The sequence below is a fragment of the Flavobacteriaceae bacterium genome, from assembly GCA_014075215.1.
GTDB lineage: Bacteria > Bacteroidota > Bacteroidia > Flavobacteriales > Flavobacteriaceae > Polaribacter.
On record CP046177.1, the window covers coordinates 4,005,961 to 4,030,689 of the forward strand.

Genomic DNA, 24,729 nt, shown 5'->3' on the forward strand with positions numbered 1-24,729 from the left:
AAATTTTCTTCGGGCGTCGAACTTTTTTGCCAAATCAATTCTGTAAAGATCTCACAAATTTACTCTTTTGTTTTTTTAATGGCCCTCTGTTAATGCAGAAGATATAATGCCTGCAGGTATGGCAATTACACTTAAACCAATCAAAAGTATGATAAATGTAAATATCTTACCTCCTGCTTATAAAACAAACCCACAACAGGCTCAGTGATTTTTAAGCTTCCGATAATGAATAGATTATGCTTATACTACTATAGATAAAATCTATCATTTAAATAAATAATCGGGCTACCCATTTAGTTCTCAAATAACTGATAATAAGTTGTAAGTTTAGTCTTTAAAATTTTGATCATTTAAACTCTAGACCAATACTCATAAGACTTCCAATGAAATGGAAAATGAGTTAACGCGACTTAACTGGGTAGACCTAATAAATAATAATTCAATTACCTGAGTCTTTAACAATAATCTCAAGCCGAAAAGCGTATAAAAATTCCCTGTTTAATAGCTGCAGGCTATAAAATAACGATATGACAACTATTTTTTTGCATATAAGAAATAAATTATCTAGGCTTGTTTACGCTAACAATGGGTGCACGACAAATTTCCGTAAATCTATAAAAAGTTGTAATTTGTGAACAAACACCGATGGATTTTAAACAACAAGCTACAGCAATATTAGAGAAGTATTTGACAGCATGAGAATCTAGCCCTGCCCGGATGAAAAGCGGATACGATTATGAGTCGACCTATGCAGATATGATGCAAAAAGTAGAGCAAGAAATATTACAATTATCTGTTGGTGAAGTTCCCAAGGATAAAAACGTTAAAAAAAACTTCAAACCCGATTTGGAAAAATAGATATTGAAAAGATTCATATCCTGGCGCAAAGTCCGCCCCATATGTCCATAAGTAGTTATGCGCAAGAGACGATGTGCTACACAGGCCAACATTTGGTGTTCAAAGATGCAGAAGAAGTGATTAACAATCTTACAGGAGCAAGTGTCAATGCCAAACAGATAGAACGTATCTGGCCACCATTACGGAAATAGCTTAGAACAAGAACAGCTTGATAGTATAGAAGTCAAAGGTTATCAAGAGGTTTTACCAGAGGAATCAGAAAAGCGTCACTATGTCAGCGTTGACGGGAGTATGTATTATACAAGAGAAGAAGATTGGAAAGAAATCAAACTAGGTCGTATCTACAAACACGAAGATTTAATGGAAGTCTCTAAAGATAGGTGTGAATTACTCAGTTCATATTATGTGGCTCACTTAGGTAGCAGCAAAGATTTTCTACCTAAGATGGAATACTGTATTGAAAATATCAAAAACAAAGTCTTCATAGCTAACGGTGCTAGATGGATATGGAACTGGGTGGAAGATACCTATCCTGACTGTGAACAGATTGTGGACTTTTTCCATGCTAAAGAACATTTATGTGAATTTGCCAAGAAATACTTTAAAGACAAGAATTATAGAGATAAGTGGATAGAAAAACAAAGTGAAGTAATGCTCAATAAAGGAATATCTCCTGTTATTAAATCACTTAATAAACTCCTGGAAAAGACAGAGAAACTAAGGCAATTGATTGGTTATTATACAAATCATCAAAAACGAATGCAGTATCATCTCTTTAAAGAAAAAGGGCTCATTATTGGATCAGGAGCTATTGAATCAGCACATAAAGATGTGTTACAAAAACGCCTCAAACTCTCAGGGCAAAGGTGGACTAAAAAAGGATTACAGCAAATGGTCCAGCTTAGAGTGGCTTACAAAAGCAAAAGATGGAATCAAATTGAACGGTTATGCAAAAAAGTAGCTTAAACGGAAATTTGTCGTACACCCTGCCAAGGTCCGGACTGCTTAGGTTTTATATAGCTAATACCATTTATCACTTGAAATTACTGGTATAAAATAGTCCAATCTCGCTATGAAAATTTCAAATTTCATCACTAAAAATACTCGGCGTAGCTAAGCCTGTGTTTTTTAACTCGAACTTTGAAATTTTCCTCACACCATCTTTAGACCACTTTAGTATTCATTTTGGTATAATCGGAGCACTACCCGAAAAAAGATATTTGCCGTAAAGCCTAAAGAAGATACATCCGAACATTGTGCGGTATCATTTATGTTTACTATTATATATGGCCGGCCCTTAGATGTTAAAATGGTATCACTGTTTTCCTTGAGGTGAAAATTTCATTGTTTTCTGTTATTGACAAGTATTCGAAATTGTATTACTTTTACATCAGGTAAATTTTAAAATTCTCTTATTTTTATGACGAAAGCTAAAAAACATAAAAACAATCAAAACTTCTGCATATACCACCATAATGGCAGAATAAGAGGAAGAAAGTTCTGTATATAAACAAGTTGGCATTCATTAAAACAGACACAATGGGAATAATAACTACAGAAAAATTAAAGAAAGCAACTTATCCAAAAGAAGGGAATCGTTTTAACTTAGCTATGATAATTGGAATTCCAATTGCTTTATTCGGGTTAATACTAACAATTGCTTCCTTTGGGTTAATATTAATTTACATTGGACTAATTATATTTTTTGTTTGGTTTTCTCTCAGCATAGCAAAGATGAATCTCATAGGTAATTCTGTTAAAGTTTCTATTCATAATTTTCCCGAAATATTTAATATTTACAAAGAGGTTAAAGAAGAATTATCGTACAATAAAGAGATTCAAATTTACATAGTAGAGGAGGGTTCAGTAAATGCTTTTCTTGCTAAATTCTTTAAAACAAGATTTATTGTATTAAACTCTGAATTAGTTAAAGATATGATATCCAGTAAAGACAAACTAGTTCAAATGAAATGGGTTATTGCTCGATTTATAGGAGCATTAAGAGCAAAACATTTTAAAACTACTATGTTGAGATTGATTTTTGAAAATGTAGAAAAAATTAAAGTATTTAACTTGTTTCTTTTGCTCTACGAAAGAGCTACTCAATACACTGGTGATAATATAGGAATGATGATGACACAAAATGTTGAACAATCTCTTATTGCATTCAATAAATTAATGGTAGGTAACGATTTACAGTTAAATATAAATTTTAAAGGGATTCTAAATCAAGGAAAATATTTAGAAAATAACTCGTTTTTTTCGTTTTTAGCCAGAGCTTTTTCTTCACATCCTCATTTAGTTAATAGATACTTGAATTTATTAGCGTATGCAAGCAAAGAATTTCCTGGACAATTTGACAAATACATTAACGATTTAGATAATGAAACCAAACATAATCTTTTTAGAACTATGCCTCGTTACTAAAAATAACGAAATGCCAACAATGTATAAAAATAATAGCGGTTTTATCGCTAAAACGAAAGTAAGTAAATATAAAAAAGGTCTGTGTTTAACTGAAAAGTTCGGTCTTCAAAATCCGCTACTATTCTTATACTAGACCGTTGGTAGCCATTTGAGAGAAACATTGCGTTAAAAATTAGCGGTTCAGAAAAAAAAGAGTCATACTATGAAATGACCAAAGCCACTCACTTAGAAGAGATTGAACCGAGAGAAGTAAACAAAATGTTGCATTGAATGACTATCGAAAGGCCGAACCCTAACCGCTCAAGACCTTAATGGAGCATTAATTTTTTTTTACAATGAAAAATGTATTTTTTGCTTTAGGTTTTATGCTAATTAGTTCAGTTGGCTTTGCATCAACAAATGTGGAAAGCAACTTAGATGTGAATTCAGAAAATGTTACTGAATTATTAAGTGCGGGCTTTGAAAGTTCAATGATTTCATATGAGAACTTTACAGTTAAAACATTAACGATTGATTTAGGACTTTTAGGTTGCACAAGTTATGTTACTATTTTTGATAAAGACACAAAAGAAATTCTCGCTGAATTCGAATATTACGATGAAGGCTGTGAAGTAGATATGCAAATGGAATGGTATTATTTTTAAGAATTAATTCACAGTACTCCGTAGAGTTTTTGGTTTTGAGTTTTTAAAATTAATATAAATAACTGATTATCAATGTTTTAAATTAATGAAGATTAAAATTCAACTTATTGATTATCAAATATTTATAAAAACTCTACGGGCTATTGAATTCAAAAAACTGTCTAAAAGTCATAAGTTGATTTTATTTGCTTGAATTCAACCACTATGAAAATTTGCACTTTATAAATTCTAAATGCAATAAGTTTTCATCCCTTTTAGACAGTTTTTAAACACAAATTAATATTATGAAAATTTTAAATATAATAGCCTTGTTTCTGTTTATAGGGATTAAGGCTCAAACGTCTATAAATGGTGTAGTTTTATATCAAGAAACCTTTAAAAGTACATTAGGTAATGTAAATTCTAATTACGAATTGTATTTCAATAAAAACCATTCAATTTATCTATTTAGTGGAAATTCAACTCAAACAGAAACTAATTCAGATGGTAAATTTTCAAAATTCATACCTCAAAGATCATCAGATCCACCGTTCTATTACAAAAAATTGAATAAAAAAGAAGTGTTTTATAATTCAAAGACAGCCTTAAATCAATATACTGTCAAAGACGACTCTTTAAATCTAAATTGGAAAATTCATAAAGAAAAAAGAATAATTGGAAATTATGAATGTTCTAAAGCCACAATTGAATTTAGAGGGCGAAGATATACTGTTTGGTTTACAAGTAAAATACCTGTTGATTACGGACCTAGAAAATTCAGTGGTTTACCTGGTTTAATATTGGAAATATACGGCGATAAGGGCGTCTATAGAGCTTATGCAAGTGAAATAAAAATGAATAATAAAACAGAAAACACAGAAAAAGTTTTAACAAAAATAAACTTAACGAATCCCATTTCATACAATGAATTTTTAAACAAGCGTTGTGATGATGCACTAGAATTTAAGAGAATAATTGAATCAAAAATGGGACGTGGGGCTGGTAGGTTAAAATTAACAAAGGTAGGTAATAAAGAAAATTTAGAAATTAACACTGATGAATGTATAAAGTAATTATATTAATTGATTACACTTAATTATGCCACTAATTTAAAAATTCGTATCTTAATATAAAGTTTAGAATTATGAATTTACTACATTTTATTGAACAATTTCCAGATGAGTTTTCCTGTAAATCACATATGAAGTTGGCTCGTTCAAAAGAAGGAGTCATTTGCAAAAAATGTCAATCAAAAAAGCACTATTGGTTAAAGTCTAAATGGATGTGGCAATGTTCTTATTGTGGTTTTAGAACTACTCTACGCAGCGGTACTATGATGGAGAACTCCAATTTACCTATTCGTACTTGGTATCTCGCTATGGCATTTATGACTTTTAGTAAAAAAGGTATTTCTGCTGCCGAATTACAACGTCAGCTCAACCATACACGTTATACCACTATATGGTCTCTTATGCACAGAATACGTTCGGCTATGGGAAAACGAGATAATTTATACGACCTTGAAGATATGATTGAGTTTGATCAAGATTACTTTACTGTGGCAACAAAAGAATCCGACAGACAAAAGCTTAAAAGAGGCAGAGGCAGTCAAAAACAATCTAACGTAGCGGTAATGGCAGAGTCTGTACCTTTAGAAGATTTAAAGACTGGGAAACAATCCAAACAATGTCGTTATTTTAAAATGAAAGTTTTGGATACTCATAAAAAAGAAGAAGTCAACACGCTTATTGATAGTAATTTTGATGATACATGCATTGTTTTTAGCGACAAAAGCACGTCTTATGTAGACATAGGTGATTATGTGGAAGTACACATTACTGAAAAATCAAATAAAGAAACCACTATTACCACACTAAAATCGGTGCATATAGCCATAAGTAATGCAAAACGCACTCTGTTAGGTATTTACCATAAAATTAAAGGAAAATATTTGCAGAATTATCTTGACGAGTTCTGCTATAAACTCAACAGACGCTATTTCGCTGAAAGACTATTTGATAGACTGGTAGTAGCTGTCACTCATCAATACTGGTATAAAAGTGGGTAATCAATTTATATTAACTATATTTCTCTCATCCTTTTTTTGTTATTCACAAACTAAAATCATTGGTAAAGTTACAGGTGGTTATACTGTGATTTATGGTGGAAGTGTAATTTTAAAAGACAGTATTAACACTTATATTGATTATTCCTATACTAACGAATACGGCAAGTATAAATTAGAGACTAATAAAAAAGGATATTTTACAGTAGAATTTACATCACTTGGCTATAAGGATAAAAAGGTTATAATCTTAATTGAGGGACAAAAAGAAATAAAAATAGATATAATACTCGAAACAAAACCTATTGATTTAGATGAAGTTATTATTAGAGCCGAACTGGATATAACTCAAAGAAAAGATACTCTTGTTTTCAATGCAAAATCCTTTGCACAAGGTAACGAAGAAGTAGTTGAAGATTTGCTCAAGAAAATTCCGGGTTTAACCATCGAGCAAGATGGCACAATAAAAGTTGGCAGTCAAGAAGTAGAAAAAGTAATGATTGAAGGAGATGATTTATTAGAACGTGGTTACAAAATTCTTACTAAAAATATGCCTGCTCAACCTATTGATAAAATTGAGTTGTTGCAAAACTATTCAAATAACCGCTTATTAAAAGACATAGAGGAAAGTGAACGAGTAGCACTCAATTTAAAATTAGACGAAGATGCCAAGCGTATTTGGTTTGGAAATATGACTTTAGGTTACGGTGCGTTTTCTAATGAAGATAGATATTATGCCAAAGGTAATTTGATGAACTTTGGAAAAAAGAATAAGTATTATTTTTTAACCAATCTCAACAATATAGGTTATGATGCCACGGGTGATATCAATCATCTCATAAGACCAATACGTTTTAATGAGCCTGCCAGTATTGGCGATGATCAAAGTATTTCATCTTTAATCTCGTTATCAGCAAGTCCGCCAAATTTTAAACGAAGTAGAACCACCTTTAACAACGCAGAAATGGCTTCGTTGAGTGCTATTTTTAACCCAACCAAAAAATTAAAAATAAAAACCTTGGGATTTTTTAATTGGGATGAACCGGACTTTTTTCGTGATAGGGTTGATCATGTTTCAATTAATGATTTAAATTTTACAAATAACCAAGATTATCAACTTCAACGCAAAAATAGAATTGGGTTTGGAAAAATGGATTTGACCTACAACATTTCAGAATCTCAAATGCTGGAAGCGACAACTAAATATCAAAACGCAGATTTTCAAAGCAATTCAGATTTGCTTTTTAATGGTCAATCAACAATTGAAAATTTAGAAAATCCCGTTGAGTTGTTTGACCAAAAATTAAGTTATACCAATAAATTTAAGGAAAAAAAAGTACTGCTACTTACTGGGCGATTTATAAATGAAAAAGCACCACAAAACTATACTGTCAATCAGTTTTTATATGAGAATTTGTTTCCAAACAATAATGCCAATAACGTTAGACAAACCTTAGACCAAAAAATAACCTTTGCTGGTTTTGAAGTTCATCTTTTAGACCGAAAGAAAAGTAAAAACCTTTTAGAACTAAAACTTGGTAATGCTTACAGACAAGATATTCTAATTAGTCAATTTTCTCTTTTAGAAGATGAAACCTTAATTGATAATCCACAGGGTTATCAGAATAACGTAACTTATACTGTAAATAATTTATATGCTAAAGGAAAATACCAATACAATTTAAATAAAATAACATTAATTGGTAATCTTGCTTTTCATCAGCTATTCAATTTGCTCGAACAAAATAACCAAACCGAAACACAACAACCGTTTTTTATCAATTCAAGTTTAGGTATAGATTGGGAAATTAACTCAAAAAACCGAATTCGCACAACTTATAGACAAAACAGAACTAATGCAGATATAATCAATGTTTATGATAATTTTGTGTTGAGAGGTTTTAGAAATTTTATAGTTGGTACTGGTGAATTTAATCAGTTAGATGCATCGGCTTTGTTTTTTAACTACCAATTAGGAAATTGGTCAGACCGATTTTTTACTAACACAACTTTTGCATATACTAAAAACCACGATTTTTTTTCTACCAATTCACAAATCAGTCAAAACGTTACTCAGTCAGAAACCATTGTTATAAAAAACCGAGAATTGTTTACTGCCAATTCTTTTTTGGATTATTTTTTTAAGAAATTACAAAGCAATTTGAAATTAAAATTAGGTTACACACAACCGGAATTTAAGAACATAGTAAATGATTCCGAATTACGAGAAGTCAATTCCATAAATTATAATTATGGTTTTGAATACAGAACAGCTTTTGACGGAATTTTCAACTTCCATTTAGGAAGCAAATGGCTAACAAACAAAATAAAAACCACCTCGAAAAATGAATTTACAGACAACATGAGTTTTTTGGATGTAACTTTTACTTTTAATGAAAAACTGAATATTGATATAAACTCTGAACGCTATTTTTTTGGAAATCTAAATACTGACAATACCTATTATTTTTTAGATTTTGATACAAGATATACCATTAAGGAAAATAAACTAACATTGATGCTTTCAGGTAGAAACTTACTAAACACCAATACATTTAGAAACTTTGCAATAAGCGATATTGGAACAACAACAACTGAATACAGATTATTACCAAGATTTGTGCTTTTAAAAATGGAATATCGATTTTAACGAATAACGAATGAAAACGGCTACCAACTATAATTCCCCATTGATAGGACAGATTTTATTAAAACTTAAATGAGATAATGATGTTGAAAGAGGGGGGTCCGGGAGGAGACTGATAACTCTCATTTTTTGTGAATAACTCCCCAAAGTATCATCATATCTCATGCTGCTATTTTTAGGGTTTGTTGATAAATGGTTTGAGGATGTTGATTACCGATACTTTGATGTATTCTTTGTGTATTGTAATACTCGAAATACTCCTTTAAACCTCTATAACATTCTCTACCGTCACTAGCTGGAAACAAATATACATGTTCGTATTTGACACTACGCCATAATCGTTCAATGAAAATATTATCAATAGCTCTTCCTTTACCATCCATACTGAGCTTGATGGCTCTATCAGGATGAGTTACCCAATGGCAGAACTCATAGGCAGTAAACTGACTCCCCTTATCTGTATTGAGAATCTCTGGTTTTCCATGTTTTTCAATAGCCTCTTGTAAGGTTTCTCTGCACCGGTTACTTGTCATCGTGTTGGATAATGACCAACCCACTACATAACGACTGTAAAGGTCTATAATAGCACATAAATACAAATACCCTCCCTGAACTGGAATGTAGGTAATATCCATTGCCCACACTTGATTGGAATGTCTAATCTTTAACTTACTCAACAGGTACTTATAGATTCTATGCAAAGCCCCTTTACCTCTTTTGGAAGTATTAGGATTGGGGCCAACGGCAGACAACCCCATGAGTCTGTAAAGGCGTTCTATGCGCTTTTTGTTGATCTTATAACCCTTATCCATATTGAGCCAAGTAGTTATACGAGGAACTCCAAGCCATGGGTGAAGCAGATGCTCCTCATCTATCAATCTCATGATCTCCAGATTCAATGAACTCTCTCCCTTTGGAATGTAATACACACTACTACGATGAATTTGTAATAAATCACATTGCTTTACAATAGACAGCTTACTTGCCTTGTCAACCTGTTCTTTACGCTGTTTTGAACTCTTATTCATGACAAGGCTTTCTTTAAAAAATCAATCTCCATCTTTTGCTGACCGATCTTCTTTAAATAACGATCTTCTTTCTCTTATGACTCTGTTTTTGAATCCTTTACCGGACGATCAAATACAGCTTGACCATTTTTTAAAAATTGAGCCTTCCAATTGGTAATTTGGGTTGGATGGATCTCATATTTACGACCCAACTCTTGAATCGTATAACGCTCGCTCAAGGATTCTAAAAACACCTTGAATTTAAACTCTGATGTGAATCTTCTTCTACTCATGATACAGTAAATTTATAATTAAAAATCTAACTTAAATTACTGTCCGATTTTTGGGGGGAATTATAAACAACGTATAAGCATAATAAGGGTTAAAGGCTTAAACTAAATGTAATTTGATGTGTACAAAAATATGTTCTAAAATGAAAATACGCTCATAATATAAAGTTGGTCAAATAAAAAAAACACTCAAACTAGTAATTACTCTGCAAATCACTCATCTGAAAATTTGGGATGTTGGACGAATACTTTGGAAAATAATAAAGTGGATTTTTATTATTATAGTCATTATAGTTGTATTATTGTTGATATTTGGTAATTAAAAAGCCCATAACAAGGTGTCCTATGAAAAGCACTAGCTCAGTTCTTCAAAGATAATATTTCTTTTTTTGTTTAGTTCATGATGATGATTTTAAGGTGTTGAATTGTTGATAACTCCGTAGGATTATCAATACTTCAATACCACATAACTTGCTCGGCATCCTATATGTGATCCTCGCCCATGGCGTGGTCACCAGCATCTGTATGATTATAAATTATGATAAACCTGTCCACTTGCTAAAACTATGTGATCCTAAATGGTCATCTACATTGTTTTGTGATACAGGTTTTGATTATTTTGTGAGCTTTGTTATCTATTTTACTTGTTATTATTATTATTCTATAATTCCTATTTCATATGGAGTTTCTGTTTTGATTACTGCCAAGGTTCTACTGAGCTTTCGGGCTACTTTGATGATGATGGTCTTTACATTCTTGCCCGGATGCTTTCGATAATACGCTTGCATGACAGGGTCTGTTCGTATGACCTGTCAAGAGGCTTCTATAAAATAGCTTCTGACCAATCGATGAGCTCTCATGGTAGAAGTTCAATTTAGAGCTATAAAAATAACTTCAATGTTGTAGACCCAAGAGCTTACTTATCTACCGTTATTGATAATCAAGAGGTATCGCAACCAAATACTAACTGTAATTAAAAAATACAAAAATGGATTGTTTTAAATTCATTATTTTACCGCTTTTTTCTTTTTTTACTAGCTTTCGCTTTTGGATTAAAATCCAGCGCCAGCTGCAACCAATAATGTAAATGGACATCCAAATCCGTAGCTTCATCAGTTAAGAATACAAAACCTTTTATAGGCCTACCCGTAAAATTCATTTCTTTACAACCGGGTTTCAGCAAAGATGCCGTATAGATATCCGGATCAATTCTGGCCATTATTTCATCTCTAACGATACCCACACACATTTTTCCATCTACCATGAAACACAAACCTCCCATCATCTTTTCTATTTTAAAAGAGACGTTTTTTTCCAGAAAAAATTGTGAAACCCTATCCGTTAAAAACTCGTTATATGCCATACTTATTTTTGAGAGGGTGGGTATTTTTCAAAAATTTTTTCTACGATAAGTTGTCTGTAGCGTTCTTTTTCTTCAGGACTCATTTTTACTTTGACCTTCTTACTGGAAATACCCTGCCAGAAAAGTTGATTGTTTTCCGTATTTACAAATTCTACGATAAATTCTTCATATTCCTTCTTAGCTCCAATAGCAATGCCTCCTGAAATTCCAAAGCCAACACGGTTGCCTCCGCCAACACCAATTCCTACATTATTCGTATCCGTCGATTCGGTTCTATTTGATATAAAATTAATTAAAAAATCAGGTGTTTCGGATTTTTGAAAGCCTCTGTCAACCAACTGTTTTTCTATAATGACTGTTGCTCTTTTAATATCTAATTCGTTTAGACCTCCTCCTACATCGTCATAAAAATTAAATGTTTTAAACTTTTTAAAATCCGTTTTTACATCGTAATCATATACTACTTTACCGGAAGTACACCCCAAAACAGACAAAAGAACGATCCACCTGTAAATTTCCATTTTATTCCTTTTTAATAATTACTCTGGTAGGAGTATCTTTCCCGTTAATAATACTTTCCGTTCCTTTAGCTACTGCTTTTATGGTTTCCGTAATAACAGATACGTCTAATGTTTCTGCTTCATCAGAAACCTGGTGATAATCCTTGTCTATGTCTATCGGGGTTGTGGAAAAAGTGTGCGAGGGCACTCCCAATCTGGCTAAAGAAGCGTTATCTGACCTAAAAAACAAATTGTACTTTACATACGGATCCGGAAACAATGTATATCCCGTACCTTTTAAGTTTTTCTGAATGATTTTTCCAAAATCCGACCGATCAAAGCCGGTTAGCCAAGCTGTTTTAGTTCCTGTTTTGGGTTCCTTACCAATCATTTCGAGGTTGATTCCGGCAACAAATTTATTCGCATCTATTCCTTTTCCAAAATATTTAGACCCTATAAGTCCCATTTCTTCGGCAGTAAATGCAACAAAAACAATGGTACGCTCATTTTGTTTTTTATTTGCAAAATAGGCTGCCAATGTCAGAACACCTGTAACACCCGATGCATTGTCATTTGCTCCGTTAAAAATGATATCTCCTTCACCGCTTTTCTTAGTTCCCAGATGGTCATAATGTGCGGAAATAATGACATATTCATCCTTTTTAGACCTGCCTTCCAACACGCCTATTACATTAAACATGTTAATTCCTCTAAAGTCAAAATGCTGTCTAAATGTTGTTAGTGTATCATATGTAGTAAGTCCTATTTTTTTAAACTCATTTTCAATATATGATGCTGCTTTTTCTATGCCTCTTGTTCCTGATTTTCTTCCTTCCATATCATCGGAAGCCAACATATATAAGTGCTTTCTTACGGTTGCAGTATCAATTTGCGTCAAATGCTGAGCAGAAGTTTGTATGGAAAATACTGTCAAAATAGCTGATAATACTAAAAATTTTATCCGATTCATTATTAAAATATATTTAGAATTTGTTTAAACTCAAAGAATGCATTAGAAAATCTATTATCGTTTGAAATCGTTTCAAAATATATCGCTTTACTGTACCGTAGTTGTACTTTACATTTCAGAAAACGTCATATTTTACTACACTTTCAGCCTTTATTAAGAAGTTCTAATGTATAACCAGGGTTAAAGATACCAAACCCTGGCAATAATTATTTTGTACTTTTGTTAAAATTTTTCAGATGGATTTATCAAAAATTTCTAATATAAAAAATACAGATGCCAATCATTTTTTTTTACTTGCCGGCCCTTGTGCTATAGAAAGTGAAAGCATGGCATTAAAAATTGCGGAAAAAATAGCAGCAATTACCCACAAGCTTGAGATTCCGTTTATCTTTAAAGGAAGTTTTAAAAAGGCTAATAGAAGTAGAATTGATAGCTTTACCGGAATTGGTGATAAAAAAGCCTTAAAAATCTTGCAAAAAGTTTCAACAACATTTCATATTCCTACAGTTACCGATATTCATGAAATATCCGACGCCAATCTGGCAGCTGAGTATGTCGACGTGATACAAATTCCTGCTTTCTTAGTCCGGCAAACAGATTTAGTAGTTGCAGCGGCAAATACAGGGAAAGCCGTAAATCTGAAAAAAGGGCAATTTATGAGTCCCTCTGCTATGAAACATGCTGTCAAAAAAGTTACTGATTCCGGTAATCATCAGGTAATGATAACAGACAGGGGTACCATGTTTGGCTATCAGGATATGATTGTGGATTTTAGAGGAATTCCCGAAATGAGAACTTTTGCTCCTACCGTACTGGATGTTACACACTCGTTACAGCAGCCAAATCAAGTCTCCGGGGTTACAGGCGGCAGGCCGGATATGATAGAAACGATTGCCCGTGCCGGAGTGGTAAATAATGTAGACGGTTTGTTTATTGAAAGTCATTTTGACCCTCCGAATGCTAAAAGTGATGGAGCCAATATGTTGCATTTGGATTACCTTGAAAGCTTACTTAAAAACTTAATTGCCATAAGAAAAACAATAAATTCATTATAGGCACAATTTTTGTTTTCTAAAATTGTTTTCTTGTAGTATATGAAAAAATTAGTTTTTTTTTTCGCATTATTTTCCATACAAGTTTTTGCTCAAAACTTTTCCCGGGTAGACAGTATTGTAAAAACATATCCCAGATACAGAGCTCCACAACAATTAGCAGCCAGAATTTCTAGTGATTTTTCCTCGGATATTGATAAAGTAAGAGCTTCCTTTAAATGGATAACGAATAATATCAGATACAGTATGGATTATTATTTTCACAATCAAAGGACTGTAAGATATAGTTATTCAAATGAAAAAGAACGGCAAATTGCATTACAAAAAATAAGAGATCAAATTGTAAATAAAGCTTTTACAACCAAAACAGGTGTTTGTGAAGAATATGCCCAATCTTTAAAAAAACTATGTGATTTACTGGACATAGAAGCTATTGTTCTTAAAGGGTATGTAAAGAATTCAGCTGATGAAATTGCCAAAATACCAAAAGACACAAATCATGCCTGGAATGTGGTTAAAATTCAAAACAAATGGATACTCATTGATGCAACTTGGGCAGCCGGTTATGTACTAAACGGTAAGTGGAAAAAAGCATTTAGCAATTATTTTTTTAATATTCCTAAAGATAAAATTGCACTTACTCATTTTCCTTCCGATAAAAAATGGCAATTGCTTTTAAATTATAGTGCTTTAGGTGATTTTTACAATCAACCGATTTATCATCAACAACTGTTAGATTTCAACCTTAGGTTAAAAAGTCCTACCGAAGGAATCATTGCTCCTAAACATAACGTCATTATTTTGAAGTTAGAGAACCTACTTCCAAACATAGCACTCAGATATCATTTTAAAGGGGAACGTTATTCTAAAAAACCTAAAATAACATATGAAGGGAAAAATGCGACGTTGATTATTCCAGCTCCTTATGCAAATACCGAATTGTATTTATATATGAACAACGGTATTATTTTAGAATATAAAGTAGTTATCTAATTTTGCTATTTTGAAGCAATTTCAAACTTGAGGCGGTATTGAAAAAACAAATTGCTTAAAATTTATTTAAGAGTAGTAACACATTCCCGTATACTTTGTGTTCCTTTAAAAATATTCGGACAGTTTTTTTAATAAAATCTTCATCAATACATGTGTTTTTTTGATATGATTCCAGTATTTTTTCACCATCAAAATCTACAAAAGCAATTCTAAAAAACAATTCCGTTTCTTTAAAACCAAAATCTGTTCCGGGCAGCATTGTCGATTTTATAGTCAAAAAACCCAGTTCATATCAATATCTATTTTATGAAACAAAAATAGTGCGCAAAGCATCACGGTAAAATACCTACTTGCTCGGGAGCATACATATTTTTTCTAATTATTGGATTATATAAATATTCATTTTGGTATTATACTGTTTTAACTTTGATCTTACTCAATAAAGTTATATCTTGTTGTCATGGCAAAGCAAATAGATATAGACATAGTATAGAGTTTGAGTACACTAAAAAAACTCTTACCCAAGCAAACAAGTATTACCAAAAGAAGCCGTATCAAAATGTTGCTTTTGATACATCAGAAAAAAGTGATTTACAGCAAAGATATGGTTCCAAAGCTTAAGCACTGTCGTAAAACTATTTATACCTGGATAAAGGTATATAGAGATGGAGGCTTAGAGTTATTATTGTCCAGTAATAAAGGGGGTAACAATACTCCTTTAATAGAACAGGGTACAAAAGAAGCATTGGCAGAGAAACTTTCAGACCCACTGGCACAGATTACTAGTTATACAGAACTGCTTGACTGGGTACAGGAGCATTACCAATCCAATATTAACTATGCCACACTCTATAAGCACTGTCGTGTACACCACCATAGTGTTTTGAAAGTAGCAAGGAAATCACATCACAAAAAAGATGAGCAGGCTGTGGAAGCCTTTAAAAAAACTACCCCATCGACTTAGTGAGATTAGAGACAGTCTAAATAAAGATAAGTATGATAGTTTCAATCTTTACTTTCAAGACGAATCTCGTTTTGGATTGATGACCAAACAGAAAAGAGTATTAGTCTCCAAAGGAATTAAACCTATAGGGCAATATCAACACAGTTATCAATGGTTATGGCTATGGGGATGTTTCTCTCCCATTACAGGAGATAGTTTCTATTGGGAAACCCCGTTAGTATCTAATGACATTTTTGAAAACTTTCTTGAAGATTTTAGTAAACAAAACCCTAGAGAACTCAAAATCGTTATTATGGACAATGCTGGATTCCATGCTTGTCAAAACATTACAATCCCAGACAACTTTAGTACATGACAAAAAATATAATTAATTGATTATCAGTAAATTAAATGTTAAATAATTAAAATAAAGCATTGATTTTCAGTATATTAGAAGAATAACATCACTCATTTTTCTAATGAAAAAAACCAATGCTTCCACTAAAAGTAGTGAATTAAATTCAGTTTTAAGTTCTCATTTCCAAGGTAAGATCAATTTGGCAAGAATCAAACTCATATCACATTTCATTATCGCCCTCTGTAAGGTACAGACAGTTACCTTTGAAAAGGTAGCCAACGCTTTTGAGACCTCAGTAGATTCGAAGTCATCACTCAGACGTATTCAAAGATTTATTGCTGATTATTCGTTGGATGGAGATTTGATCGCTCGTCTTATATTTAGTCTCCTTCCTAAGCAAGAGGGATTGATCTTGAGTATTGATAGGACCAATTGGAAGTTTGGTCAGACCAACATCAACATTTTTATGTTGGGAGTTGTCTATAAAGGTGTTGCCTTCCCATTGTTATTTACTATGTTAGATAAGCCAGGGAACTCTAACAGTCAGGAGCGTATTGATCTTGTGAATCGTTTCATAAGACTTTTTGGCAAAGATGTTATTAAATCCATTGTAGCCGATAGAGAGTTTGTAGGTAATCATTGGTTGGATTTCTTGAATACAAATGGAATCAAATATTATATCCGCATTCGAAACAACTTTAAGGTAGAGCTTCCTGATAAGAACAAAACCATCAAAGTATTTCACTTGTTTAATCCACATAAGATCAATGAGTTTGTGTATTATCCTAAAATTGTACGTGTTAATGGTCAGCTTTGTTTCCTTTCCGGATGCAAGTTGTACCCAAAAAATGGAAAGCCTGATTTCTTAATCATTGTATCGTTCAACGCTCCTGATAAGGCCTTTGAACAATACAAAGAACGATGGCAGATAGAGATGTGTTTTAAAGCAATGAAAGCCAGTGGCTTTCATTGCTTTAAAACACACACCTGCAAGATATTAAGCGTATTGAAAAATTTAGTACTGTTTGTAATGATGGCTTTCGTATGGTGTTACAAAGTTGGTATATATTTACATCAGATTAAGCCTATCAAAATAAAAAAGCATGGAAGAATGGCTAAAAGCATATTCAAATATGGATTAGATTATATCGCTTCTGTGCTATTAAACCCTGTAAATCAAAACAATATGAACTTGACTAAATTTTTGTCATGTACTTAGCCAGACAACATAAAACTCATAAGAATACCGCCATACGCACCTGAGTTAAACCCTGCTGAAAAAATATGGCAATGGATGAAAAGTAAAGTGGCAATGAAACTATTCAAAGATGTTGAAACCTTACAGGAGAAAATTACACAGATGGTCAAACAATTAACACCAAAACTTATCAAATCAATAACAAGTTATGAGTTATACACTCAAACTTTTTTGAGTAATTTTAAAGTCTAATAGGTATTAGAATCAGTATAAACGCTTTATCAGGATCTTCCTGATTTCTCAAAAACTTCTGAAGTGCTATTGCATTTAACTTAAAGCTGTCTTCTAAAAAAGTATCCAAAATATGATACTTTCACCTTTAGACTGGGTTTGAGGTATATAACTAACCCAGCTTCCTTTCGGAATTAAATACTCCATGTCAAAAATTAATATCGTTTGATATAATAATTCTTTGCTAACGGGCCCAATAAAAACAGCATCTCTAACAGTTTGTATATTTTGATGCTTTAAAATAAAGCAATTTGCTCTCATAGAATGCTAATCCCGAAACAGGTAAATAATGGCCATTGTTCGCATTCTCTTGAAGCGCTTTTACTATACTTGGAAAAATCGGAAAAGGAGATTAACCAAACCCAAAATGACAAACAGATACTCCTTTATTTCTTAATTCTTTTACTTTTTCATTTATTAACAATGTAGCTGACTGTCTTATTAAAGAACAAATACTTTGGTCAATCATCTTAATAATTTAAAAAAATGACAGAGAATTGATCTTATTCTTTTACGATTAACTGATTCCTTTTAGTTACGCCATTCTGATCAATAAATTTCATTATATAAATCCCTGTTTTATAATTTGTCATATCAACAAATGCACGATGAGTAGTAACAGATTCTTTTTTAAGGAGTTTTCCATATACAGAATAAACCTTTACCTGATGTTCTTGATCTATCCCGGAAATCCACAACATATCTTTAACCGGATTCGGATATGTTGAAAATATTGAAAACAATTCACCATCCGGAGTACTTAATGTAGCCCCTTGTACTAAATTGAATCTGGTATTTGCATCTAAGTTCATAAATGTTTGTGTGTCTGTAGAAGACCAAATTACTTTTAATTTATCTATTACCGTATGACTTCCCAATCCAAAATGCAATATCAGAGAGTGTTGGCTACAATGACTTCCCTGTCCATGTACTTCCTGAATCAACTTTTCTCCGTTGACTGTAAGTTCTACCCGTGCCCCTATGGCATCTTTATTTATATTTGTACCCTCCAATTTGATTTGAGTCCAGTTCTTTCCATCAGAGCCATTTGGGTTTATTTGATTTTGGTACAATACTGTTTTTGCCGTAGTACTTGCAGTACCGTCCTGAACAACTACGATCATATCCAGATCTCCATCTTTATCGTAATCACAATATGCCATACCCCTACCCCTATTATAATCGTTAACTTCTGCAATATCAGAAATATCCGTAAACGTCATATCCCCGTTATTTATAAATAGTTTATTAGGGTCATCTTCCCCTGTAGCAATAAAACTGGCTGCAGGTATTCTTCCATTCGCTACAAAAAGGTCAGGCCATGTATCATTATTAATATCCAAAAAAGCAGCTCCCCAACTGGTAGAATAGAGCGTATTATTGCTATTCTCTGCATAGATGTTTTCCACACCAGTAGCAGTAATAATATCTGTAAAATTTTGATTTCCATCATTTTGAATGAGTACGTTTTTCCCTAAATTAGTGATGTAATAATCAAAATCCTGATCTTTATCAAAATCTGCATAGGCAATTCCCATACCGTAAATTCCAACATTCATATTTGTTGTTACGGAAACATCCGAAAAAGAGTTGACAGGGTAGTTATTCTCTAACATCGTATTAGTTACTACAAACTCTCCGAAATCATTAGCTATATAAATATCTGAATCGTTATCCATATCAAAATCCGTAGCCATTACAGCCAGAGCACAACCGCTGTTGTTAAGCCCTAATGTAGCAGCCATCTCAGTAAATGTACCATTTCCGTTATTTTTATAAAAAAGATTGGCATAGCAATCATGATCAAAACCAGTTACTTCACCGGTTATATCATCAAATACGGCAACGCTATTTTCTATATAATTTACAACATATATATCTAAAAGACCATCGCGATTATAATCCAGTATTGCAGCTCCCATAGAGAACCCTATTTCGGTTAATCCGTAACTGTTTCCCAATTCGGAAAAGGTTCCATTTCCATTATTCATAAAGAGGAGGTTTCTTTGTAAAGGCCCATTATTATTCTCTCCTCTCCATGTGGTTACAAATAAATCTCTATATCCATCATTGTTTATATCTCCACTCACAACCCCTGTAGTATAAAAATCTTCCGTACTATCTATCCAGGGTGAAGTTATTCTTTGAAAGCCTCCATTTCCCAGATTTCGATACAATTGATCTTTATCTTTCCCTCCGGTAATGTACAGATCTTCCCACCCGTCATTATCAAAATCGAAAAAAACGGCTCCTCCACCCATCTCTCTATCCTGTTTATAGATATGATGAATACCGGAAACAGTTGTTATATCTGTAAATGACTGAGAAAATAGCAGATTTTTTGATAATAACAATCCAATGAAAATTCTTTTTTTCATTTTCTGAATTTAAAAAAGGCTTAGGAAATCATTGTAGATTCCCTAAGCCTTTAACCTTTTTTTTAAGAAACTAATTTATAATTGATTTACAACAGTATAAGTCGTTCCTGATTTTGTAATCCTGGCAAACTCTACAACTGTAGAATACGAAATTGGCGAGAAAAATCCACCGGTCGCTGCTTCACCGCTAGCCACTGTTCCCGTAAAGCTATAAGCTGTGGTCCCTGCAAATACGGATAAAGAAAATTGTATAGGAGTCGTAAAAGCAGCAAAAGGAACAATACTTACCGAATAGTCTCCGTCAGCCGATGTAGCCGGCAAAATAACGGTTTCGACAGGATTGACTGACAAACTTAAATCTATAGTTGTCGCAGGATCATCTACATAAGGAGCTGTTGGTGCCGGTGCCGCAGTCAGCAACAGATCAATATCCGTAGTATTTCCCCAAGTCATTTGAGCAATGGTATCATCACCTCTTACAATGGTTGCCGTATTATTAGTAGCAGATACCGTCATGTTTGTATTTTGCGCCGATGCGTAAAACATGATAATCTTTGTCAAAGACACGGTTCTAAAAGTACTGCCAGACATATCTACAGTTATCGTAATGGTATTAGAGTCTTGATCTCCTCTGGCAACTAGGGTAGTTCCGTCTAATGTATAATCTAGTTGCGCAGAATTTGTTAATGCACTTGAAAGGTTCACTACCAGATCATAAGATGTTGCAGTAGCTGTTGTTCTATATACACGAGCACTAAAAGACGCCTCTATGTTACCTGCGAAGTTAGTAACCGTAGCATCATCGTCTACAGCACATGAGGTTAATACAAATGCTGTAATGATTACTAATTTTATTTTATATATATATTTTTTCATATTTTTCGTTTTTAAAATTGGGTAACAGTATAGGTAACGGTGGTTCCGCTTGTTGTTTTATTAACCTGAAGTACTATAAATTCCATCGTCCACCCTCCGGTTAAATTCATAAAAGTACCGGCATATGGTCTTGTTTCCGTGGGAGTAACCAAATCAATACCATAAGTAATAGAGGCATCACTTACTGCCCAGGGTCTTACCGTAAAAACATAATCTCCGTCCGGAGTGACTGATGCCAAAGTTACAGACTCTCCCGGAGTAGTACTATAACCCGTATCAAAAATAGTCGTCGGCGGGAAATCTAAAATTCTACAATCTAAGTCGGAAGATCCGGACCAAGTAAAATTAAACGTAATATCTCCGACAGTTGTCACAATCGGCGAAGGAATGTCCCGTACTCTAATCGTTCTTGTAGAATTTTCATTGTAAGCAAAATACCTTGTACTTCCATCAGTAAATTGAACATTTATCGAAGATATGGAAACGGTATATACTTCGGCTTCAACTGTTCCGTCATCAGTTGGAGTAATGCTGAAATAACGGGCACTTTGTCCGTCTTCTAATGTCACCGTTGAAGGGTAGTTAGCTTCAACAAATCCGTCTGAAGAAGTAACATTCAAAGAAACGACAACTCTTCCGTTAATTGCTCGATTCATACCTAATCTAAAAGAAATGGAATCTCCTTCTGTTACCTGAGGATTAATATTTGTGTCAGTAAAAGTTACTTTTATCTCCTGAGGTAGCGTAAAAGTTCCCGGATTCGTCACACTTTTAGTATCATCTTCACAAGAAACAACCAGTAACGACAACACAAAAACGTATAATACATATTTAATTTTCTTCATTGTTTATTTTTTAAATTATAATTCGTAGTTTAATCGAGCAAAAACCGATCTTCCGTTTATACCAAACTGAGAAGTTGCTCTCGGATACACAAACTGATTACCACTAGACAGTCCTGGCGGTGCAGTTTCCGGGTACACATCAAAAATATTGCTGGAACCTAATGTAATAGTTAAATTATCTGTAAAATCATACCCAAAAGACACATCCGTTAGCAATCTGGCTCCAAATTCTTCATGTGCTCCATTTGGTTCGAATACGCTTCCAAAAAATGAGTTTCTTAAGAATATATTCCAGTTTTCGCCTCTGAGTATATTAGATAAGTTGGCTTTTACTCTAGGGGTGGCCAACTCTAAAAAGTACCTTTCTCTGTCTCCGAAATAAGTATCTAATTGTGAAATCAGCACCGGGGAAGCATGAATATCATCTACCCTCTTTGTTCTATTGTAAGAAAAAGCAAGATCACTTGTTAATGTAAAATCGGAAATTTCTGACACCTGAGAAATTACAATGTCCAAGCCTCTTGTTTCCGTATCAATTGCATTGGCAAAGAAACGTGCTCTGGTGGCATTGGCAGCATCAAACAATGATTGTAACTCTCCTGCAGTAGCGGGCCTGGAGAAATTACCTGTTAATATTACTCTGTCTTCTATTGCAGTAAAGTATCCGTCAATAGTGAATGTCAAACTCAAACTGGGAATTTTAGCGGTAACCCCTAAACTGGCACTAAAAGACTCTTCCTGTTTTAGGCTGGGGATTCCTAAAATCCTGGCTATTCTACTATCGTTAGAAAAAGTACCCACTTCATTCGGAACTCCGTTTATAAAATTAGTACTTGTAGCATTAAAATGTAATTGATGTAAAGAAGGTGCTCTAAAGCCTGTACTTGTAGCAGCTCTGATATTAATATCATCAGTCAATTTTAGTCTGGATGCTAATTTCCAGTTTAAAGTATTACCAAAATCACTATAATCTTCATATCTAACCGCCCCGGTTACTAACAGGCTTTCTGTTAAGTCCAATTCAGCATCTCCATAGAATGCATAACTGTTTCTATATGCATTTCTTTCATTTTCCGGTCTAAATCCGGGAAACACCTGAATTCCTCCTGCTCTGGCTCTTCCAAAGAAATCTACCACCTGAAGCGCTGCATCTCCGTTCCATATATTCCCATTAGTATCATAGGTCGCCCAAGATTCTTCTTGTCCTTGGAGAATATTATAATTTTCTAATCTATATTCAGCTCCAAAAGCCACATTTAAGCCGGAAAATATATCTTCATAAAATCTGGTCAAATCCAAATTTGTCGTATTTTGAACAAAAGAAAATCCACCGGCATATGCCGTTAATGGAGAACTGTTTAATAAAGTAGCATTTACTGAGTTTCCAATAGTGAAATCAAAACTATTTTCTCCCCATGTATTGCTAAGATCTACATCCCACTCTCCATGCTTCCCTCTGATTCCAAAAGAGATTGACCTATCTTCAATATCACTGTTAATTTCAGGCAAGAATCCCGACGGATACAAACCTGTATAGGCTCTTGACTGGTCAGGTCTTCTGTAAAATCCTGCTGCATTACCACTTCTATAGCTGATACCTCCGAAAGAGTAGAAAGTAAAATTGTCATCTAAGGGCAGTTCCATATTTGCAAAGAATTTACCATTTCTCAATTTGGATTGACCTACTCTCATATTAAAATCTCTTCTTGACAAACCTCTTACTACTAATTCGGCATCGGTAGTATCAAAGTTTAGCAGCGTACGTAGAGCAGCAATTGAGGTCGCATTCCGGATATTGTTTTTTAATACCAAATCAAAATGCGTTACTCCTTGTGCTAAGAATTGAATATCCGTAAGAGAGTATCGGGTAATGTCAGAGCCCAAACCACTATTCAGACCAACCCATTCTATCGAGTTAGCTCCATTAAAAATGGTCCCGGTAAATCCGTTTTGCCCCGCTCTAAAACTCGGATTTCTTGTAGATACAGAACCCGTTAGATTAAGGAACCCTCCTTTCTTACCTAGTGCTATACCATAGTTTGCATCAAACTGAAAACTCTCTCCGTCAGTATTTGTGTTCAAAAAAGATTCACCATCTCTGCTATTTGTCTCTTTCCCGGAATTTGCTCCAACGTTTACCTGAAATTCAAAGCCTTGTTTCTTTTTAAGTACAATGTTGATCACTCCGGCGATAGCGTCACTACCATACTGGGCAGAAGCACCGTCTCTTAAAACTTCTATTCTTTGAATAGCGAACGAAGGAATGGCATTCATATCGGTGCCCACACTACCTCTACCAACTGTACCATTTACATTTACTAAAGAAGAGGTATGTCTTCTCTTTCCGTTCACTAATACTAAAACCTGGTCCGGACCTAAACCTCTTAAAGCAGCCGGGTCTACATGATCGGTTCCGTCGGCTACTGTTTGAGGAGTTGAGGTAAATGAGGGTGCTACATAATTTAAAATATCATTGACACTCAATTGAGGGCCTGAACTAACAAGCTCTGTAATATCAATGATATCAACAGGTACCGGAGTATTAGCAACCGTACGATTTTTATTTCTGGATCCTACCAGTACTACTTCATCCAAAGCAACCCCTCCTTCTTCAACAACAATTGTCAAATAAGCAGTTCCTGTAACTTCTTGTTCTATAGTTTTATACCCTAAAGATGAAACTACTAATACAGTAGGTATCTTTCTAACAATTATCGAAAACTCCCCATTTTCATCAGAGGTAGTCCCATTTGTTGTCCCTTTTTCTACTACATTCATGTATGGCAAAGCTTCACCGTCCCTGTCTGTAATTTTACCTTTAACCGTTTGTGCATTCACAGTGAATGACAGCATAAAGATAAAGGTAAATAAGAAAATTTTTAATACGTCATTGTTTTTCATGTAAAGTTTGATTGATTATACGTAAGGGCAAATGTTGATATTTTTTATATTAAAAACAAATTTTTTCTCTTAAATCTTAAAAAATTCAATCACTATTTTGTTAAATGATTCCGATTTTGTTTTTTAGAATGGTTATTATTCCTC

24 protein-coding genes and 1 pseudogene are annotated in these 24,729 nt (G+C 33.6%); 14 read left to right on the forward strand and 11 right to left on the reverse strand.

Features of this window, described 5'->3' with window-relative positions:
• The first annotated feature begins 717 nt into the window (after positions 1–717).
• From GKR88_19905 to GKR88_19940, 8 genes are all read left to right on the forward strand, one after another.
• On the forward strand, positions 718–858 hold the full coding sequence (locus tag GKR88_19905) for a hypothetical protein (protein ID QMU66325.1): 141 nt from the start codon (positions 718–720) through the stop codon (positions 856–858).
• A 41-nt stretch (positions 859–899) separates the two neighbouring features.
• Positions 900–1,049: a hypothetical protein gene (locus GKR88_19910; protein ID QMU66326.1), complete on the forward strand. Its 150-nt coding sequence runs from the start codon at positions 900–902 to the stop codon at positions 1,047–1,049.
• Positions 1,050–1,149: 100 nt separating this feature from the next.
• Positions 1,150–1,824 (forward strand): hypothetical protein, encoded by a 675-nt coding sequence (locus GKR88_19915; GenBank protein QMU66327.1) that lies wholly within the window; start codon positions 1,150–1,152, stop codon positions 1,822–1,824.
• 573 nt (positions 1,825–2,397) lie between these two features.
• Complete coding sequence (locus GKR88_19920) at positions 2,398–3,285, forward strand: M48 family metalloprotease (protein QMU66328.1); 888 nt, start codon at positions 2,398–2,400, stop codon at positions 3,283–3,285.
• A gap of 335 nt (positions 3,286–3,620) precedes the next feature.
• Positions 3,621–3,929: a hypothetical protein gene (locus GKR88_19925; protein ID QMU66329.1), complete on the forward strand. Its 309-nt coding sequence runs from the start codon at positions 3,621–3,623 to the stop codon at positions 3,927–3,929.
• Positions 3,930–4,213: 284 nt separating this feature from the next.
• The gene (locus tag GKR88_19930) at positions 4,214–4,981 is read left to right on the forward strand and encodes a GLPGLI family protein (GenBank protein ID QMU66330.1); all 768 of its coding nucleotides are present in this window, start codon (positions 4,214–4,216) and stop codon (positions 4,979–4,981) included.
• 71 nt (positions 4,982–5,052) lie between these two features.
• The gene (locus tag GKR88_19935; protein QMU66331.1) at positions 5,053–5,976 is read left to right on the forward strand and encodes an IS1595 family transposase; all 924 of its coding nucleotides are present in this window, start codon (positions 5,053–5,055) and stop codon (positions 5,974–5,976) included.
• Positions 5,963–8,623: a TonB-dependent receptor gene (locus GKR88_19940; GenBank protein QMU66332.1), complete on the forward strand. Its 2,661-nt coding sequence runs from the start codon at positions 5,963–5,965 to the stop codon at positions 8,621–8,623. The genes GKR88_19935 and GKR88_19940 overlap by 14 nt, the downstream gene beginning before the upstream one ends.
• A 158-nt stretch (positions 8,624–8,781) precedes the next feature.
• On the opposite strand, the gene GKR88_19945 is transcribed toward GKR88_19940, so the two are convergent.
• The 6 genes and pseudogenes from GKR88_19945 to GKR88_19970 form a co-directional block, all read right to left on the reverse strand.
• On the reverse strand, positions 8,782–9,648 hold the full coding sequence (locus tag GKR88_19945; GenBank protein QMU66333.1) for an IS3 family transposase: 867 nt from the start codon (positions 9,646–9,648) through the stop codon (positions 8,782–8,784).
• Between the two features lie 74 nt (positions 9,649–9,722).
• Positions 9,723–9,920 carry a transposase gene (locus tag GKR88_19950; protein ID QMU66334.1) on the reverse strand — a complete coding sequence of 66 codons (198 nt, stop codon included), beginning with the start codon at positions 9,918–9,920 and terminating at the stop codon, positions 9,723–9,725.
• 653 nt (positions 9,921–10,573) lie between these two features.
• Positions 10,574–10,780, reverse strand: a pseudogene (locus GKR88_19955) (IS110 family transposase).
• Between the two features lie 149 nt (positions 10,781–10,929).
• Positions 10,930–11,280, reverse strand: a complete 351-nt coding sequence (locus tag GKR88_19960; protein ID QMU66335.1) for an RNA methyltransferase — start codon at positions 11,278–11,280, stop codon at positions 10,930–10,932.
• A 2-nt stretch (positions 11,281–11,282) separates the two neighbouring features.
• The gene (locus GKR88_19965) at positions 11,283–11,801 is read right to left on the reverse strand and encodes a DUF4136 domain-containing protein (protein ID QMU66336.1); all 519 of its coding nucleotides are present in this window, start codon (positions 11,799–11,801) and stop codon (positions 11,283–11,285) included.
• A 1-nt stretch (position 11,802) separates the two neighbouring features.
• Positions 11,803–12,750, reverse strand: coding sequence for a M20/M25/M40 family metallo-hydrolase (locus GKR88_19970; GenBank protein QMU66337.1), 948 nt, complete (start codon positions 12,748–12,750; stop codon positions 11,803–11,805).
• A gap of 236 nt (positions 12,751–12,986) precedes the next feature.
• On the opposite strand from GKR88_19970, the gene kdsA reads away from it, so the two are divergent.
• Positions 12,987–13,805 carry a 3-deoxy-8-phosphooctulonate synthase gene (gene kdsA / locus GKR88_19975; protein ID QMU66338.1) on the forward strand — a complete coding sequence of 273 codons (819 nt, stop codon included), beginning with the start codon at positions 12,987–12,989 and terminating at the stop codon, positions 13,803–13,805.
• A 39-nt stretch (positions 13,806–13,844) separates the two neighbouring features.
• Positions 13,845–14,795 carry a transglutaminase gene (locus GKR88_19980; GenBank protein QMU66339.1) on the forward strand — a complete coding sequence of 317 codons (951 nt, stop codon included), beginning with the start codon at positions 13,845–13,847 and terminating at the stop codon, positions 14,793–14,795.
• 55 nt (positions 14,796–14,850) lie between these two features.
• Here GKR88_19980 and GKR88_19985 read toward each other — a convergent pair whose 3' ends face one another.
• Positions 14,851–15,054, reverse strand: coding sequence for a hypothetical protein (locus GKR88_19985; GenBank protein ID QMU66340.1), 204 nt, complete (start codon positions 15,052–15,054; stop codon positions 14,851–14,853).
• 237 nt (positions 15,055–15,291) lie between these two features.
• On the opposite strand from GKR88_19985, the gene GKR88_19990 reads away from it, so the two are divergent.
• The 4 genes from GKR88_19990 to GKR88_20005 all read left to right on the forward strand — a co-directional run bounded on the left by GKR88_19990 (position 15,292) and on the right by GKR88_20005 (position 17,546).
• Positions 15,292–15,759 carry a helix-turn-helix domain-containing protein gene (locus tag GKR88_19990; GenBank protein ID QMU66341.1) on the forward strand — a complete coding sequence of 156 codons (468 nt, stop codon included), beginning with the start codon at positions 15,292–15,294 and terminating at the stop codon, positions 15,757–15,759.
• Positions 15,713–16,114 carry a hypothetical protein gene (locus GKR88_19995; protein ID QMU66342.1) on the forward strand — a complete coding sequence of 134 codons (402 nt, stop codon included), beginning with the start codon at positions 15,713–15,715 and terminating at the stop codon, positions 16,112–16,114. The genes GKR88_19990 and GKR88_19995 overlap by 47 nt, the downstream gene beginning before the upstream one ends.
• A gap of 103 nt (positions 16,115–16,217) precedes the next feature.
• Positions 16,218–17,315 (forward strand): IS4 family transposase, encoded by a 1,098-nt coding sequence (locus tag GKR88_20000; GenBank protein QMU66343.1) that lies wholly within the window; start codon positions 16,218–16,220, stop codon positions 17,313–17,315.
• Positions 17,316–17,324: 9 nt separating this feature from the next.
• Entirely contained in the window at positions 17,325–17,546 is a 222-nt protein-coding gene (locus GKR88_20005; GenBank protein ID QMU66344.1) for a hypothetical protein, read from the forward strand.
• A 542-nt stretch (positions 17,547–18,088) separates the two neighbouring features.
• On the opposite strand, the gene GKR88_20010 is transcribed toward GKR88_20005, so the two are convergent.
• The 4 genes from GKR88_20010 to GKR88_20025 form a co-directional block, all read right to left on the reverse strand.
• Positions 18,089–19,963, reverse strand: coding sequence for a T9SS type A sorting domain-containing protein (locus GKR88_20010; GenBank protein QMU66345.1), 1,875 nt, complete (start codon positions 19,961–19,963; stop codon positions 18,089–18,091).
• Positions 19,964–20,038: 75 nt separating this feature from the next.
• The gene (locus tag GKR88_20015; GenBank protein ID QMU66346.1) at positions 20,039–20,839 is read right to left on the reverse strand and encodes a hypothetical protein; all 801 of its coding nucleotides are present in this window, start codon (positions 20,837–20,839) and stop codon (positions 20,039–20,041) included.
• Positions 20,840–20,850: 11 nt separating this feature from the next.
• Positions 20,851–21,684: a hypothetical protein gene (locus GKR88_20020; protein ID QMU66347.1), complete on the reverse strand. Its 834-nt coding sequence runs from the start codon at positions 21,682–21,684 to the stop codon at positions 20,851–20,853.
• Positions 21,685–21,699: 15 nt separating this feature from the next.
• Positions 21,700–24,585: a TonB-dependent receptor plug domain-containing protein gene (locus GKR88_20025; protein ID QMU66348.1), complete on the reverse strand. Its 2,886-nt coding sequence runs from the start codon at positions 24,583–24,585 to the stop codon at positions 21,700–21,702.
• Between the last annotated feature and the right edge of the window lie 144 nt (positions 24,586–24,729).